This window comes from Mesorhizobium sp. LNJC391B00 (assembly GCF_000502535.1).
Classification (GTDB): Bacteria; Pseudomonadota; Alphaproteobacteria; order Rhizobiales; family Rhizobiaceae; genus Mesorhizobium.
The window spans coordinates 627,962-644,050 of record NZ_AYWI01000003.1 but is presented as its reverse complement, the minus strand read 5'-3'; the positions used below and the strand labels follow the sequence as shown (position 1 = coordinate 644,050).

Annotated in this window: 14 protein-coding genes; 6 read left to right on the top strand and 8 right to left on the bottom strand. The window is 56.8% G+C overall.

The window, feature by feature from the left end:
* Window positions 1-131: 131 nt before the first annotated feature.
* From X750_RS154100 to gmd, 3 genes are all read right to left on the bottom strand, one after another.
* Entirely contained in the window at window positions 132-1,553 is a 1,422-nt protein-coding gene (locus X750_RS154100; RefSeq protein ID WP_023747234.1) for a phosphomannomutase, read from the bottom strand.
* A 350-nt stretch (window positions 1,554-1,903) separates the two neighbouring features.
* On the bottom strand, window positions 1,904-2,848 hold the full coding sequence (locus tag X750_RS154105; RefSeq protein WP_023747233.1) for a GDP-L-fucose synthase: 945 nt from the start codon (window positions 2,846-2,848) through the stop codon (window positions 1,904-1,906).
* Window positions 2,848-3,918 (bottom strand): GDP-mannose 4,6-dehydratase, encoded by a 1,071-nt coding sequence (gmd, locus tag X750_RS154110; RefSeq protein WP_023672397.1) that lies wholly within the window; start codon window positions 3,916-3,918, stop codon window positions 2,848-2,850. Before gmd ends, X750_RS154105 begins: the two co-directional genes overlap by 1 nt.
* A 995-nt stretch (window positions 3,919-4,913) precedes the next feature.
* On the opposite strand from gmd, the gene X750_RS154115 reads away from it, so the two are divergent.
* The gene (locus X750_RS154115) at window positions 4,914-5,900 is read left to right on the top strand and encodes a nodulation protein NodZ (protein ID WP_023747232.1); all 987 of its coding nucleotides are present in this window, start codon (window positions 4,914-4,916) and stop codon (window positions 5,898-5,900) included.
* A 240-nt stretch (window positions 5,901-6,140) separates the two neighbouring features.
* Window positions 6,141-7,556, top strand: a complete 1,416-nt coding sequence (locus tag X750_RS154120) for a mannose-1-phosphate guanylyltransferase/mannose-6-phosphate isomerase (RefSeq protein WP_023747231.1) — start codon at window positions 6,141-6,143, stop codon at window positions 7,554-7,556.
* A gap of 198 nt (window positions 7,557-7,754) precedes the next feature.
* Here X750_RS154120 and X750_RS154125 read toward each other — a convergent pair whose 3' ends face one another.
* The 4 genes from X750_RS154125 to X750_RS154140 form a co-directional block, all read right to left on the bottom strand.
* Window positions 7,755-9,311, bottom strand: a complete 1,557-nt coding sequence (locus X750_RS154125) for an E2 ligase fold family C protein (protein ID WP_023708035.1) — start codon at window positions 9,309-9,311, stop codon at window positions 7,755-7,757.
* Window positions 9,312-9,314: 3 nt separating this feature from the next.
* A complete protein-coding gene (locus tag X750_RS154130; protein WP_245271827.1) occupies window positions 9,315-9,701 on the bottom strand; it encodes a hypothetical protein in 387 nt (128 codons plus the stop codon).
* A 98-nt stretch (window positions 9,702-9,799) separates the two neighbouring features.
* Entirely contained in the window at window positions 9,800-10,417 is a 618-nt protein-coding gene (locus tag X750_RS154135; RefSeq protein ID WP_023708033.1) for a putative metal-binding protein, read from the bottom strand.
* Window positions 10,410-10,706, bottom strand: a complete 297-nt coding sequence (locus X750_RS154140) for a DUF2604 domain-containing protein (protein ID WP_023708032.1) — start codon at window positions 10,704-10,706, stop codon at window positions 10,410-10,412. The genes X750_RS154135 and X750_RS154140 overlap by 8 nt, the downstream gene beginning before the upstream one ends.
* Window positions 10,707-11,183: 477 nt before the next feature.
* Here X750_RS154140 and X750_RS01000000162800 point away from each other — a divergent pair, with 477 nt between their 5' ends.
* The 4 genes from X750_RS01000000162800 (at window position 11,184) to X750_RS154155 (ending at window position 15,319) form a co-directional block, all read left to right on the top strand.
* A complete protein-coding gene (locus tag X750_RS01000000162800) occupies window positions 11,184-12,077 on the top strand; it encodes a nucleotidyl transferase AbiEii/AbiGii toxin family protein (protein WP_198020971.1) in 894 nt (297 codons plus the stop codon).
* A gap of 503 nt (window positions 12,078-12,580) precedes the next feature.
* Window positions 12,581-13,081, top strand: a complete 501-nt coding sequence (locus tag X750_RS154145; protein WP_023708031.1) for a hypothetical protein — start codon at window positions 12,581-12,583, stop codon at window positions 13,079-13,081.
* Window positions 13,035-13,550, top strand: a complete 516-nt coding sequence (locus X750_RS154150; protein ID WP_156932383.1) for a hypothetical protein — start codon at window positions 13,035-13,037, stop codon at window positions 13,548-13,550. Before X750_RS154145 ends, X750_RS154150 begins: the two co-directional genes overlap by 47 nt.
* Complete coding sequence (locus X750_RS154155; RefSeq protein ID WP_084567123.1) at window positions 13,508-15,319, top strand: hypothetical protein; 1,812 nt, start codon at window positions 13,508-13,510, stop codon at window positions 15,317-15,319. Before X750_RS154150 ends, X750_RS154155 begins: the two co-directional genes overlap by 43 nt.
* 447 nt (window positions 15,320-15,766) lie before the next feature.
* On the opposite strand, the gene X750_RS154160 is transcribed toward X750_RS154155, so the two are convergent.
* Complete coding sequence (locus tag X750_RS154160; RefSeq protein ID WP_023708028.1) at window positions 15,767-15,991, bottom strand: hypothetical protein; 225 nt, start codon at window positions 15,989-15,991, stop codon at window positions 15,767-15,769.
* Window positions 15,992-16,089: the final 98 nt, after the last annotated feature.

Here is a 16,089-nt window from a genome sequence, read left to right as displayed (position 1 = left end):
GGCTGTTTCCACGGGCGTTCCGGTTCGCTTCAAAGCGGACAGGGCCGGGACACTGTGGACGTTCTGATCGCGCTTGAGTAGCTTGTGCGACCCCCAGGGTCACCTGGAATACGCAGGGAGGCGGCTTTTATTTAGCCTTGCGCCCAATTACGAATTCGATCCAATCCAGTCCGGAGCAAAAGCTCCGCGTCCTCCCGATTTTCGGCTTCGACGTAGCACCGCATTTCCGGGGCATTTCCGGATGGACGCAAATGCAAGACACGCTTATCCGCGAGAGTGATACGAAGCCCGTCAACATCGCTAACCTTGCTTACCACTCCAATCGACCCGACGAAGGCGGCGATGTTAGTTTCCGCTGTACGAAGGTATGTCATGAGGCGAGTGCTGCTTTCGACGGAAAAATTTTCCAAGCGATCCGCCACCGCCGCTGGCAATTGAAAGGAACTGCCAATCTCCGACAGTGGCTGCCCACTTGTATTAACAAGGGAAAGTGCCGCGAGGATGGGGAGAAAACTGTCGCGTGTGGGTAGCGCTCGCAGTTTAGTTCCGTTCGAGTCAAAGTCCGTGCCGGTCAACAAACCACCGTTTGCTTCGAAACCAACCACGCGCTCGTGACCCAACGCAACCAAATCGAGCATGGCAGCAATAACAAATGGCGATCCAACCTTAGTACGTACAACTTTGAAAGAACCTGCGGTCTCGATACCAGAGTTTGATGTGACCGGCGTGACGACCGTCTTCGCTTGCAGGAAGTTCGCCGTAACCAGGCCTAACAAATCACCACGAAGGGGGTCTCCGTGGTCGTCAGCTACCAGTGGGCGGTCACCATCGCCATCTGCCGAGACGATCGCATCAAGTCGATGCTCTTTGGCCCAGAGCTTGAACTGTTGAGCAGTCTCGTCAGGGACCGCTTCAGTGTCGACAGGAATGAAACCTTCCGAACGTCCCAGGGTTACGACCGTCGCACAGTGACATGAGAGAATGTCAACCAAGAGATCGCGCGCGACTGTGCTGTGCTGATATACGCCCACCGTTAAGCCCTTTAGAGCATTATTCTCCATAAGCTTCCGATTGCGCTCCATGAAAAAAGCCTTGCATTCGGCCTCCCGGTGCTGCCGACGTGCAACAGCACCTTCAAGGACGTATCCGCGCTTCTCCAAATGCAAGGCGATGCGCGTTATCTCCCGCTCATCACCTTTGTCGATCTCACCGTCGGGTCGATAGAATTTTATTCCATTACGGTCGGCCGGAATGTGCGAGCCTGTGATCATCAAACAACCACTCTTACGCGCCTGAGCATACAGTGCCAGGGCAGGGGTGGGGACTGCGCCGCAATCGACTACGATGAAGCCGAGCGCGGACAGTGCCGCCGCACAGACGGCGGCGATGGCCGGACTCGAGGCGCGAAAGTCGCGCCCTATGAGTATCTCGTCGCCAATTCTGGCCAGGCCGGATTCCAGCAGGAATGTCGCGAATGCCGTTGCATATAGGGCAGAGGCGGCTCCTGCCAATTCTGTCGCCAGGCCCCGTAATCCACTTGTTCCGAATTTCATACCAAATCCGACGTTGCTAACTGGTTTTTAAAGGTGACATGCTCAAACCTTGGCTCGTCCGGAATGCCCATCGACAGATCCCTCGGACGAGAACAAGAAGTACATTCCGTTAGCGTAGACGCGTTCGGTTCTGTACGGTTACCCTTGTGAGGATTGGCGCGGTCGGCGTCGTCGTGGGCAGCGCACCGTGACCTTCATGGCGACGAGGTTGGAGCGGATGGGGTTGAGATCCGGCAGGGCTCCTCGCGGCTGGCTCACATGAGCGCTCGCCATCGAGTGATTGTCTCAGTCCACATTAGCTCTGGGTCCCGAAAGCGCGTACAGGCCTGAGACGCAGCAAATCCTTTTATTTATCGCCGTTCGGTGTAGCTCCCGTTCAGAAATGCATGATAGGCACTCTCGATGCCTTCCATGAGAGTGATCTTTGCTGCCCATCCCAAAGTGCGCAGCTTGTCGACGCTCATCAGCTTTCGCGGTGTACCGTCAGGTCTAGAGTGATCATGCGCAATCTCCCCAGTAAATCCGACTACACGGCAGATCATTCTTGTCAGCTCTAGGATCGTGATGTCCTGTCCGCAGCCGAGATTGACGTGATCATGGTCAGAGTAGTTCTTCAGAAGGAAGACTAATGCGTCGGCGCAGTCGTCGACGTGCATGAATTCCCGACGTGGTGTGCCCGTGCCCCAGATGGTGATTTGCTTATCACTTATGAGCTTAGCTTCATGCGCTTTCCGGATCAGCGCTGGGACGACGTGGCCTGACTGCAAGTCATAATTGTCGCCTGGCCCGTAGAGATTCGTCGGCATAGCGGAGATGTAATCGCGGCCATATTGCTCGCGATAGGCTTGAGCCATTTTGATGCCGGTGATCTTGGCGACGGCGTAGCATTCGTTGGTGCGCTCTAGTGGGCCGGTCAAAAGCGCGCTTTCAGGAATGGGCTGTGGTGCCATCTTCGGATAGATGCAAGACGAGCCGAGGAAGAGGACGCGGTCGACATTGTTTTCGTGGGCTGCCGCGAAGATATTGGCCTCGATCATCAGATTGTCGTAAAGAAAGTCGACCGGATAGGTGGCGTTCGCGAGAATGCCGCCTACCTTTGCCGCCGCCATAATGATAGCGTCCGGTTTCATCACTGCCACGAAGTTTTCAACCTCGGTCTGTCGCTTGAGATCTAGCTCTCCCCGAGGGGCGGCCACAACTTTGCAGTCTTCGGACGCGAGGCGGCGTACAACAGCGCTGCCCACCATACCTTTATGGCCAGCGACCCACACGGTTTTTCCGTTCAGATCATACATTACGCTTCCTTCATGACTACAGATGTCTGCATGACCTTCAGGTCTTCGCGGACCATTTCCGCAGCAAGGTCGCGCACGGATATCTCATGCACCCAGCCGAGCTTCTCCTTCGCCTTGGTAGCGTCACCCAGGAGAAGATCGACTTCCGTGGGGCGGAAGTAGCGTGGGTCCACTTGGACTAGGCATCTGCCGCTCGCTAGATCATAGCCCTTTTCGTCGACACCCTTGCCACGCCATTCGATCTCGACGCCGACATCTTCGAAAGCCCACTCGACGAATTGGCGGACAGGAGTCGTTTTGCCCGTAGCCAGCACGTAATCATCCGGTTGATCCTGCTGCATCATCATCCACATACCTCGCACGTACTCACGCGCATGGCCCCAATCGCGTTGAGCATCGAGATTGCCGAGATAAAGCTTGTCCTGCTTGCCCAGGTAAATAGCAGCGGCAGCGCGGGTGATCTTGCGCGTCACAAAAGTTTCGCCACGAAGGGGGCTTTCGTGATTAAAAAGAATGCCGTTGGAAGCGTGCATACCATAGCCCTCGCGATAATTGACGACCATCCAGTAGGCGTAGAGCTTGGCGGCGGCGTAAGGGCTGCGCGGATAAAAGGGCGTCGTTTCGTTCTGCGGTACGGACTGCACGAGGCCGTATAGCTCTGACGTCGAGGCTTGATAGAAGCGGGTCTTGTCCGTCAGACCGAGGAGGCGAATCGCCTCAAGAAGTCGCAATGTACCGATACCGTCCGCGTTTGCTGTGTACTCAGGTGTTTCGAACGACACCTGGACATGGCTCTGAGCAGCCAAGTTGTAAATTTCGTCTGGCTGAGATTCCTGAACCACGCGGATGAGGTTAGTCGAATCAGTGAGATCACCGTAATGCAAGATTAAGCGCGGATCGGATTCGTGCGGGTCTTGGTAGAGGTCTTCTATACGACCGGTGTTGAAGGAAGAGGAACGTCGTTTAATCCCATGAACGATGTAGTCTTTTTTGAGAAGAAGACGGGCAAGATAGGCACCATCCTGTCCAGTTATGCCCGTAATAAGAGCAACTTTCCTGCTATCACCCATTCTATTCCTGCTCTATTAAATTTTAAAGTTTCGGCTCCGGGCTCGCCACGCCGACACAATGTGCGGCCCGCCCTGTGCCCTATGGAGCACTTGACAGATGCGGCGCGCGGCTCGTCATTGACAGTCCGCCAGCCGAGCACACCTGCTCTTGCTTGGAGTCACAGCAAAATAGAGTTGCGCCGCTCACCTGTCGGATTCGTACATGCGGTCAGAGTACCGCTCAGCTCACGCCGTGAGCGACTGTACTCCAAGCACCTTGCAGCTGATTTGCTCTTCTATCAGCGAGTGAGGACGCCTTTCTTTCTTGCTTCAGCGTCTTCTAATGGGAATTGTTTGGATCAGTGAAATCGATTGTTTGGATAAAGTGCATCCACAGAATGGATGGTCTGAGCGAGCAGCGGGGGCGCATCGCCGGCCCGGAGTCGCAGCGCGAGCTTCCGTTCGGGGTGAGGACAAAGTTCGTGGCCGCGAGCCCTCACCACAGCATCCGGCACAGGTCGTGCAGAACTTTGGGAGCCGACTGCGGATTCTGTCGATCAGCTGGTTCCAGGCGCGTCGAGCCGTCGACCTCATCTCGCCCGGTACCGGTTGCTGTATGCAGCCTTGCACCCTTGGCGTACGGCGTCGACGGAATGATTTGCTTCGGCAGGCAGTGTAGCAGCGTTTCCCGGCTGTTTCGGCTCTATTGACCGGGCCCGCGTCAGCCGAGCCCCTTCATCATGGCATCCAACACATGGATGGCCGGCATCCACTCAATAGATTTTACATATGCCGCGGAGGCCCAGTAGAGAAGGCTGAACCGGAAGCGAGGGCAACCGGAAGCGAGGGCATCGGCTTCAAGCTTTGCGAGCGTCACGGGATTAGTGGGCAGTGCTGAGTGAGCTCTTCTGCCCTATGGCCCGGCCTCTGCCAAGGGCCCGGCGTCAGGGTCTACTAGTGTCGACTAAGGATTCCAAACCGGATGCAACCTCCTCTCCGAAACGAGATTTCCGAAAATGCATGTTAGTGGATTGGAAAAGCGCCGGTTCGTCGTCTCTCGGAGGCGTACGGGGTTCGGTGATTGTCTGTGGTCGTTGGCGGCCGCTTGGCGCTACGCGCAGCGGTCGGGACGAACTCTAGCCATCGACTGGCGGGGGGCCTGCTACCTCGACCAACCCTTCACAAATGCGTTTCCGGTGTTCTTCCAGCCGATCAATGACATCGCTGGGGTGCCGGCTATTTCCGACGACCGGATCAACGACGTTTCCTTCCCTGGTCCATTCTTCCCAGAGTGGTGGAACAGGCCGGCGATCGAGTGCCTTTACCGGCCAGATGAGCAGATTTTCCAAGAGCGCGATGAGTTGGGCGAGCTCTTTCAGGCCGAACACGATGTCGAAGCGAACACAGTAGTGTGTGACGCTTGTCTGATGTGGCGGTGCGATGAGGAAGCAGAGCGGCAGGTGTTCCAGAGTGTCAAGCCTCGGCCAGAAATTCAAGCCCGCATAGATGCCATTTATCAGGAATGTTTTGAGGGGCACAGCATCATCGGGATTCATGTTCGGCACGGCAACGGTGAAGACATCATGGAGCATGCGCCCTACTGGGCCGATCCGGAGCTCGCCGTTCGGCAAGTGTGCGCTGCAATTGACAAGGCTAAGGCGTTACCGCATCCCAGGCCTGTGCGGCTGTTCTTATGCACGGACAGCGCGCGGATACTGGATCTTCTGTCGGCCAGGTTTCCCGATCTGCTCACTGTCCCGAAGCACTTCGGATCCAATCAAGGTGGCCCCTTACACACTGCAGCACTCGGGATTGACGGCGGAATTTCCGCCCTCGTTGAGATGTATCTTCTCGGGCGCTGCGATACCGTAATTCGGTTTCCCCCGACGAGCGCCTTTACACGATATGCACGTCTATTCGCACCACGGGTAATTGAATTCGATCTGAAGGAGCCAAGTCGTTTGACTTTGATAGAAGACAGCCAAGTCTCTGATCTCAGTTAAGACCCGCGACCTGCGCAATTCGGCAGACGCAACCAACAGGCATAGTTGAATGCGCATTTCTCACCGACGCCAGTGGAGGCGTCGTACATTACCGATAGCGTCGTCATCTGACGCCGCCTGCAACGCGCCAGAACTTCGCCGTTACGCGGGGGCCGCAGACAAGCCAGAGCGACGGCGATCGTGACGCTGACGCTCGAAAGAACGTGGACGATCACTCCAGAGACGAAATCGAGGTTGGTTATGAAAGTGATTCCCGTGATCATCAGCGGCGGAGCCGGATCGCGGCTATGGCCCGCCTCAAGGCAATCGCACCCCAAACCTTTCCTCAAAGTAGCGGATGGATATTCTCTCATTCAGCACACTGTGCTGCGTGCCGCTTCGATAGAAGGTGTCGTGGAACTCGTCGCTGTGACATCCGGGGAACACCTCTTCCTGACCAAGGACGAATTTGACGAACTGGATTCCGTGGTCCTGCCACGCACCTTTCTGCTCGAGCCCGAAGCTCGGAATACGGCCGCCGCCGTGGCTGCAGCCGCGATCCATGCGAGGGTAACGCAAGGCCCTGACGCGATCCTGTGCGTTTTCCCGGCCGATCACCTGATTAGCAACCTGCCTGCGTTTCTAGACGTCATGGGCCTGGCCATGGAACATGCGAAGCTCGGGCGGATCGCCACATTGGGCATCACCCCAACCAGACCGGACACGGCATTCGGCTACATCGAAGCAGATGGTGAGAACGTCGTCCGTTTCGTTGAAAAACCGGATCTGGATACAGCCAAAGCCTATGTCGCGTCTCAACGCTTCTTCTGGAACGCCGGCATCTTCTGCTTCAGTGCGCAAACCATGCTCGACGAGATGGTTTTGCATTGTCCCGAGGTGCTCCAGGCCGTCGCCGACAGCTACGAGAACGGCCGCGCCAGTCAATGCCAAGGCTTTGCCAAAATCGAACTCGCGCCTGAGCATTTCGGTTCCGCGCCGCGGATCTCGCTCGACCACGCTGTCATGGAGAAAACTAACAAACTTGCCGTGATTCCCTGCGACATGGATTGGAGCGACATCGGATCTTGGAACGCAATGGCCGATTTGATCGCCCCCGACGAAAGCGGGAACAGGATACACGGCGATGTGCACATGGTCGACACGACCGGCACCTATGTGAGCTCCGACAAGCGCGTCATCGGCACGGTGGGCGTAAGCGATCTGGTGATCGTGGATTCCCCGGACGCTTTGCTTGTCACATCCCGCGACCGCGTTCAGGACGTTAAGAAGCTCTTCGAGGGCCTCAAGGCTTCGGGACATGAAGCTCATCTGGTCCATAGCACGGTACACCGGCCCTGGGGTTCCTATACGGTTCTGGAGGAAGGCGAGCGCTTCAAGATCAAACGCATCGAGGTGAAGCCCGGTCGCCAGTTGAGCCTGCAGATGCACTATCATCGTTCGGAGCACTGGGTCGTGGTCAGCGGCTCCGCCAAGATCGTCAATGGCGAGCAGGAGTTGTTCCTGGGGACAAACGAATCTACTTACATCCCCTGCGGCCATAAGCATCGGCTCGAGAACCCAGGCAGAATTGACCTGGTGATCATCGAAGTGCAGAGCGGCGATTATCTCGCCGAGGATGATATCGTTCGCTTCGACGACGAATATGGTCGAACGTAGATAACAGTACAAAAAAGTTAAACGACGAGGCGTCGCTCAAGGATCTCTGTCGTGGGTTCTGGGCCTGACATTGGCAAGCAGCGGGCCGAGCGTGTCATAGTATCCGCCCCGCGCTCTCCAGGCACTCGATCGTGGTCGAAAACGTCGGTGAGCGCTTGACAGCGCGCCGTCCGCGGTAACGAAGACTTCAGATCTTTCTCAGGCGGACCAGTTGCTCAGCTGTTCAACGGCACAGCCGTATTTCAGCCTGTAGGCGGCAACGAAATCCTCATCGCTGCAGATGCAGCGGCCGCTGGAATCTTTGGCTTTCGGATCATGGAGGTGAGAACCAAGGGGGCGCAGTAGATTCACGCGAGTGCTTGTCGTCGGACTCATCGGAAAACCCGCACTATGCTTGACCAGGTCTGCGGCAAGCATGATCCCGGCAAGCGCTGATTGAAAGGCCATCGGAACCACGGTTCGAACGAGACGACTTCCATCGCTAAGCTGGAACACCAGGCCGCCGCAGATAACCTGCTGATAAAAGGAACGGAGGGGCTGGCCAACAAACGCGGCGAGCGGCTCAAACGGCACAGCCATTGCCGTAGCCACCCGAGCTACGAACTCATTAGGGACTCCGGTATTGGTCTGCAGGAGCGTTTTTACCTCCTCGTGTGCTTCCGGCATTCCGAGTTCCTCCGCGACCAGTTGGTGTTCGTCCTTGGATTTCCCGGTCGGCATGTACATGCAGCAAAGGCAAGCCTGGCCGTCATCGAAACCATGCCGCGAGATGCCTAGATCTTGCTCCTGAGTCCAGGCGTTCGCGATCCATCGGGGCAGAGCACCTTGGACAGCTAGACGGTCGGCGGCGGTGTCAAGCGCCACACCCACTCGGTCGAATACCCAATCGCCCCGGCGCGCAACATATTCTGCCCACTTCATAGGGTGCGCCTCGACTTCAAGGGCGGTGGACCGAAGGGCGTTGGTCGCGAGGGCCGCCTTAGAGAGGCCGACCTCCGCCTGACCTGCCAACACGTAGCGCTGCAGGTTTGAGAGTTCGATAGCTTCGTGATCAACTACATGCAGGCGCCCCGACAGACCGGATTGCCTTGCCAGCGCCCAGAGCGAGCCATGGCCTATCGCGCCGAGCCCAACGAGGTGCGTTTCGCCAAGGTCGACAGGGAAATTTAAGGGGCTGGAATCGCCGGCGTTGCTCTTGTTGTAGGTGCATAAAGAGAGGTCGATGTTCTCGTCCAGCTCGGCGCCGGTCAGCTGGGAAGCAAAGATGGTTCGAAAGACGTTGGCCGCGGCGAAGCAGCTTGCGGCGCCAGCTCCATAGGGCAGCAAGCTCGAGCCAGAGCCCACCGGGTCCGTACGCGACAGCTTTGCCGCCCAACCCTGGGATCCCATGAAAAACGTTGGGCACCGAAGTGATGGGTGCACCGCGCCTGCAGCTACACAGACCGTCGCATACTTGCCGGAACGCCGGATGCTGATTTTTGGATTGATCGACTTTGCCAAGCGCTCGAGCGCTTGAGCTTGAGAGCTCGCGGCCATATCCAGGGGGAGTATGGCCAGGACCGGATACAGTCTGGCAAGCAACCTGACCGTAAGGTCAAGCGTCGCCTGGCCCTCGGCACACGAAGCGGCTTGGCTGTCGAAGGCCACAGCCACGACCTGCTTTTCGAGGGCTGCTTTGAAGTCGCATAGATGAAAGTCGGCCAGCACCTGAGAAGCTGCCGTGGCGGCGCGGTCAATGAAGTTAGCGAGTGCCATCGTTCAACCCGTTATCGTGATCATCCGCCTTAGTGCCGCGGATGGGAACTCATTCCAGTTCGCCTTCGCGTCAAGTCGATAGGCGGCGACCCGAGCAAGATCGAAAGGCTCGCGGGCGAAATTGGGCACCACCAGCGACAGACACCCAACTGTGGTAGCGACCGCGTAGGCGTCGTCGGTCGTCGAATGGTAGGCTCGGCCCGGATGGCTATGGATCTGGGCGAAGAGTTTAAGGTTGCTCTTGTAGAGCCAGACATTGAGCCGGTGTAGTTCTTCGGCCGGAACTATCACGCAAACGCCGTCACCCGTACGAATGTGACGCTGTGCTGGGATAACGGTCTCTGTTACGCCAAAGTGTTGGTCTTGCTGAACGCCGACCCAGAGCGCCATCCCCTCATGGCCCTGTCGCCCAACTGAGCGCAGGTGCGCCTGGACACTTGAAAGACAGTCTCGGGGAAGAGCGACTGTCCCGACATCCTTGAGCTCGTTCATTCTGGAATGGCGGGTAGGGGTGCTATCATGGCTCCCACTGAGATTTGGAACTGATACTGAAGCTGCTCCACGGGACCGGTCCCGTACTTGATGATCTTGTCCAGGATGAAGGCCAAACAGCCCTCGCCAGAAGCCCGATGGAGAAGCCATGAATCACCTGAATGGGCTGGATTGTCGTGGTATTCCCGGACGCCTGCCATGCACAGGAATGGCGTGTGTTCCGCACTGTTGGCCTGGATGAAGTCCGACAGCGACGGAGCGTTCTGCTGCATTAGGACCAAAATCATATCCGGTGGGGTTCCGGGTAGATGCGGTCGTCTCAGCATCCTGAGCAGCAAATCTTTCCGGGCAATCGGCCGGCGTATAAAGGGGTCTACGAAGACCACCGACGGAGGTCGGAGGTCGTAATTGGAGAAGTCGATCTCGACAGCTGCACCGATTATCTGTGGCTTTATCTTCGGCGGTACGAAGATGAAGAAGGCCGTCGGGAAGCTCGCCTCGATCAGGAAACAACCCTGAGCCCGGTAAATACCTGCTTGTGTTTGGAACCAGCCGATCTGCCGATCGAACTTCGCTCGGGACACCTCCGGGTCCACAGTTTGGAGTTCAGGCACCTGCGACGCCCGCCTTCAGGCTGAGGAACAGGGTCACAGTGGTCGCGAAACCGAAATCGCCAACTTTTTTGTCGACGTCGAGCAAGGTGCCGGCCTCGTCCTTGAATTCCCAATTCTCGGCCGGCTGGGCGACGTTCTGCGTGTTTTCAAGCGCTTTGGTGCGGACGACGTGAAGCGGCTGGTTGGGATTGGCTTCGACCTGTGTGGGCTGGCCGTTCACCACCACCGTGATCTCGATCTTCCCGGGGCCGCCGCCGTGATTTTCGCCCTTGCCCGAATCCTCCGACATTGTCCTACTCCTGTGGCTTACCAACGGGCCCCAAGCCGCCAGTGCAGACCTGCTGGTGAGCGGGCTGGCGGTCCTCAATCGTCCACTCGGCGCCACGGACCGCGAGTACGCGAAAGACAGGGGATAACATCGAATCGATGCTGTCTCCTTTTTATGGGGACTTGTGGGGCAAGTAAACGGCCGAAACTGCTCTTCGCAAATATAATCGATTAGAGCATTGGCAAAATACCGGCCACCATCTATTCATGAACGCGCCGCAGCTTGCTCATTCCACTGGCCGCGTGCAACTCGGGCACTCGGTGATTCAGTTGGTAACATGCAAAATGGACCCACGCCGCAATATCCAACGTCGAAGTCGGCAATACCCCCGCAAGTTGTCCCTGCTCGTTTGGAATAACGCGCCTGGGTTGGGCCTCGCCCTCCCGCATGGATGCGGCACGCTCGTCGCCATCGCAACAACGCAAGTGGGTGCCCTGGGTGAATAAGGTTCCCCTCTTGCCGGCACACGAACGCTCCGCGCTGTTCGGCGAAACGGGCGCGATCCGCGGCGTTGCCAATACGATCGTAGAGAAGGACTTCTGGGTCTGCGGGACTTTGAGACGACTCTTCGAGGTGCCAAGGAGGACGCCCACCTTGCTCTTCAAAGGCGGAACGTCCTTATCCAAAGCTTACGGCGCGATCCGCAGATTCTCAGAGGACATAGATCTGTGGTTCGACCGCGCCGAGCTCGGCTATATCGGCGATCGTGATCCGAGCGGGACGGGATCAGCAGAACAGGCCGGCAGGCTTGTCGAGGAGCTCGTCGGGGACGTCGAAATGCACGTTGCAGAGAAGCTGCTGCCGGCGCTGCGCGCAGCAATGATCTACAGACGATCAACTTTCACTATCCGACCGCGCCGGCCGCGGAAGAGTACGAAGGCATGGCCGACACCACTTCGGGGGTTCAGCTCGAGTTCGGCGCCCGTGGCGACCCATGGCATACCGACAGAAGACGACCCGTTCCTATGCGGCGGAAGATTTTCCAGATTTCTTCGAGAATCCGGATTCCACAGTTACCGTGTTGTCGGTTCGGCGGACTTTATGGGAAAGATAACCGCCCTCCATGCCGAGACGCACAGGCCCGAGGAAACGCCGACGCCGCAATATCTCTCGCGGCATTACTACGACATAGCGATTCTGCTCGACACCGAAGATGGGAAGGGTGCGGCCTTGGACTTTGAGCTGCTCGAACAGGTAGCCAAGCACAAGGCGGTCTTTTTCCGCTCTAGCTGGGCGAGCCACGTACGGGGGTGGTCCGGGACGCTTCAGCTCGTGCCTTCCGAAATGCGAGTGCGGACCTGCGCTCCGACCACCGTGGCATGCCGCCGATGATGTTCGATCAAAAGCCACTGTCATTCGACAAAGTCGTTTCGCGTCTCCGGGAATGAAACCATCAATGCCTCGTCGCCCATTCTGCAGAAGCCGGGCGAGTAATTCAAGTCTGAGAAGCGTACGGCCGAATACAGGGCCTGTTGTTCCAATCTGGGCAATCGGCCGGCACTGGCGGTGGCGTTGTCGCGACAGGAACAGTTCTCGATCTTTTTACTTCGCCAACCACTGCTTTGCGCCTCAACTCGGTCGCAGAGATCATCATCGACCTCGCCTGAAAGGGGACTTACCTTGGCGGCTACATGTCCCCTGTGCGCCAAACTCGGTCATAGGACGCCAACAGACACCTGCCGGCGCGCTTCCTCCTTTTCGATCGAGGCACCGACTGCGCTAGTTGGATCTGCAATGCATTGCTAGGTCACCGAACGATGTTGTTTCAACACCGAGAATGTGCAAGTAAAACTCGCCTTAAGGAGGCTTGGCCGTTCAAAGCTGGGTGAAAGATCGTGGTGTTCAAGCTCGCGGTTATTGGCAGTTTCCGTCGTCCGAACTATCCAAAAGTCAGGTCAACAATCGAGGTATTCCGGCTTGCGGGCCTTGATGTCACTTCTCCATCCGGAAGCGAAATTATAGGCGGGGAAGAGTTCGTCCGATTCGAGAGCGACCCCCTGGATCAATCCGATGCTCAGATACAGACGGAAACCCTTGAACGAATATTCTCGGCAGATGCTGTCTACGTGATTACCGGCCCGAACGGATATGTCGGCAAAACGACATGCTACGAGATCGGACGAGTGATCCAGCGGCGGCAGCCAGTGTTTTTCGACGATTTCCCCGACGATCTTCCTGTACACATCCCGCCGGCGTATGTGGTGTCGCCGGCAGAATTCGTGATACGCTACTCGGAATTCAGCGAGCGCCCCACTTGGCTATACGAGTCAGGTCAAGGAGATGTTTTCGATGGCGAACGCCGCCTCATCGGGTATGCCGTGGACCAGAAAGAATGATAATTCGTTCAGACGGCGCTTCGTCGTGTGCGGGAGTATGGCGTTCGCCCATAAGATGGACGAAATTTGTTCTCGACTTGCCGAGCACGATGTCCTGGCCGTTGCACCGGACGACGTCGATGCCGGAGCCGACTTCAGCGAGCAGAAGAGCTATCAGAGGTTCAAGAAAGAGGTCTCCAAGAGACACATTAAAAAGGTGCGCGATCCCAGGACGATCGGTATTGTTGTCGCAAACTTCGAAAAGCACGGCACGCGTAGCTACATCGGCGCAAATACGTTTGCCGAGATCGCGATCGCTTTTGCCGACAATAAGGCTATCTTTCTGCTTGACGGCATCCCCAGAAATTTTTCCGACGAGCTGTCAGCATGGGGCGTACACGACCTTAGGGGAAGTCTTGATCCGCTGATTTTCAGGTATCGCGATCTATGTCGAAAGGACCTAAACCAGCTCAGACTTCCCTGTTTCTGAAACCGGCGTCGATCCATCCTCGCGTATTCTTTCTCCACTTTTTCGACATCCACTTCCTCGAAGAACGGGGCGAATATGCACGGAGTCGTGGCGCGCTACAGGAAATGGAGTTGGCGGTCAGGTTCGCCGTCATCCTCGGATCACGCATACTTGTGCCAGCGGCATCCTATCAGGAGTCCGACATCGCGGGACGATTGCTAAAGCCGTTCCTGCGCGGTGATACGGCTTCCCTTTTCAAGCTTCTTGGAGGCGGAAGCTCGCTTGAGGAGTTCCGCCTCGACAAGCTGGAGCAGTACCGCCGCGGTTCGGCACAGCACAGGGTGTATTCAAAACCGTCGAGACAGAATGTGGGTTGGGAGCGACGCAAGCGTAGCGCCACTCATGACATCACATCCGACTGGCTGTTGGAAGCGAACAACGAAGGGCTCTACGCCCGCTTCCACGCACTGAAAGCGGATGCAACCTCCGACCTGGAATTCGAGCGTGCTTGGCGTGATGTTCCCGAGCGTCTTGGAAAGGATGCCTTCGTCGTTCCTCACGTGACGGGTCTTCTACCGATCAAAGCCGGCAACATGGCTGCCGAGAACGCGCTTCACAACCTTGTAAATCGCTACTATTTCGGCAGCTATGCCAAGGATTATCAAGCTTCGGCCGTCTTCCAGAATATGGGAATATCAACGGGGGAGGTCATTCCGTCTGCAAAGCCCAGAGACGATATTGATTTTGCGGCGTTGTTGAAACAATGCCGATCGCGCGGAATTCTTGCTGAGATAAGAGATTGCCCTATCGAAAAACTGGAAACGATGGCATTTCATCCATCATTCGAGGAAGCATTCCGATTTTCACAGACAGACGGATATGCATCTATGACTGAAATCCAAAAAACCTTAAGATATAAGGTCGACTTGGCTATCTTGACCGCGCTTCCTAAGGAGCGCGAAGCCGTGGAAGTGGTCTTCGGAAAAGGCCGCGACAAGCAGTTTGATAATGACCCGCATGTTTACAAACTCATAAACTACGAGATCGACGGAATGGTCAAGGAGATAGCCGTGGCCGTTCTAGCCGAGATGGGAAATACACTGTCGGGGGTGACATCTACCGATTTTATGCGGTCGATCGACGCCACTCACACTATCATGGTTGGCATCGCGGGCGGTTGTCCGCTTCCGACCAATGCCCAAGAAGACATCAGGCTAGGCGACGTCGTCATCGGGCAGAGCATCATGGAAATCGACTTCTTGAAGCGGAAGCCGGACGGCAGCATCGAATACAGAGACTCGCCGCAGAAGGTGTCGTATTCGCTGACGCAGATGGTCCGTAACTTGCAGTCCCACCTGAAAGGATTCGACACCGGATGGGTGTCTTACCGGAATGAGGCCTTCAAAGCCTACGGCCTATCGACTGATGCATTGCCCCCCGACGTACTCTTAGGCGCAGACGGAGAACCAGTCGTGCGGTTATCTGACCCGCGTCGATTGATGTCGCCCACGGTCGTCCATTTCGGACGAGTCGGTGCAGGTGATACCCTTCTAAAAGACCCAGTGGTCCGGGACGAGCTGCGCGCTAAGTACGGCATTCTGGCCGTGGAAATGGAAAGTGCGGGCCTGCGCGATGCAGGCTGGTCGCGATCCCAAGAGATTGGCGTCGTCCGTGGGATCGTCGATTACTGTGATGGCCACAAGGACGACGATTGGCATATCATCGGTGCTCTGAACGCCGCGGCGGTGACAAGGCTGCTATTCGAAAAGATGATTGCAGCGGTGAAATAAGAGCTCATGTCCACAATGGGTTGATGGCCGCTTTTGTATGTTGGGATCGGAAGCTGTCAGACCGCTATCGGCTCCAAAGCGGTCGTTGGATAGTTCTACAAATCGCAAATGACTGAGGTTCCTGGAAGCCTTTTGAACTTTCTGGGTAGCGCCTCAGTCGGAATTGCGGGCCTTATGGACAAGGTGGGGCACTAGATTCGGCAGTTGATTGGGTTACATGTGGTGTTAGCGGCCGATGATTTGTGCCCAGCCATTGCGCTTGGGCTTGGCTCATACCCTAGAGCGGACGCGTGTCTCCGCCTCGAGAAAATTGCACCGATCAAGCTTTCCTGGCGGAAGTTGTCTACGACCTTCAGCCGATCTTTACCGTAGAACTGCGCAGGCGCACGGACGTTCCGTGCCACGGCGAGGTGTGCAACCCGCTCAACTCGTGATTGGAGGACAGCGTCACACGCACTTTTTGCGGTCGGTTGCCTCGACACCGAGCGGGAACGCCTGGCCGTCCTTCAGGAAGTATTCCCGGCGACAAGTTGGCCTACTTGTTAACTTCACCGATCGCACGACATGGAAGTAATTAAAGAACGGTGTTAGAGACGCCACGACGATCGCGATCGTCGCGGTGACGGCACTGTAGGGAATCTGGCTAAGCCTTAATCGCAACTTCTCAAGCATAGTCGTAATGTCCCATCTCGGCGCTGGAGCTTGACGGTTCGCCCAGAGCAAGCGAGCGTGAAGTTAGCGCCATCGCCACTGGTGAGAACCGGGGCAGG

Excerpts from the sequence above, each read along its gene's own strand:
- X750_RS154100 (WP_023747234.1), bottom strand. The coding sequence starts at position 1,553 with ATGAAATTCGGAACAAGTGGATTACGGGGCCTGGCGACAGAATTGGCA.
- X750_RS154160 (WP_023708028.1), bottom strand. The coding sequence starts at position 15,991 with ATGCTTGAGAAGTTGCGATTAAGGCTTAGCCAGATTCCCTACAGTGCC.
- X750_RS154140 (WP_023708032.1), bottom strand. The coding sequence starts at position 10,706 with ATGTCGGAGGATTCGGGCAAGGGCGAAAATCACGGCGGCGGCCCCGGG.
- X750_RS154155 (WP_084567123.1), top strand. The coding sequence starts at position 13,508 with ATGTCGAAAGGACCTAAACCAGCTCAGACTTCCCTGTTTCTGAAACCG.
- X750_RS154150 (WP_156932383.1), top strand. The coding sequence starts at position 13,035 with ATGGCGAACGCCGCCTCATCGGGTATGCCGTGGACCAGAAAGAATGAT.
- X750_RS154115 (WP_023747232.1), top strand. The coding sequence starts at position 4,914 with ATGCATGTTAGTGGATTGGAAAAGCGCCGGTTCGTCGTCTCTCGGAGG.
- gmd (WP_023672397.1), bottom strand. The coding sequence starts at position 3,918 with ATGGGTGATAGCAGGAAAGTTGCTCTTATTACGGGCATAACTGGACAG.
- X750_RS154120 (WP_023747231.1), top strand. The coding sequence starts at position 6,141 with ATGAAAGTGATTCCCGTGATCATCAGCGGCGGAGCCGGATCGCGGCTA.
- X750_RS154130 (WP_245271827.1), bottom strand. The coding sequence starts at position 9,701 with ATGGCGCTCTGGGTCGGCGTTCAGCAAGACCAACACTTTGGCGTAACA.
- X750_RS154125 (WP_023708035.1), bottom strand. The coding sequence starts at position 9,311 with ATGGCACTCGCTAACTTCATTGACCGCGCCGCCACGGCAGCTTCTCAG.
- X750_RS154105 (WP_023747233.1), bottom strand. The coding sequence starts at position 2,848 with ATGTATGATCTGAACGGAAAAACCGTGTGGGTCGCTGGCCATAAAGGT.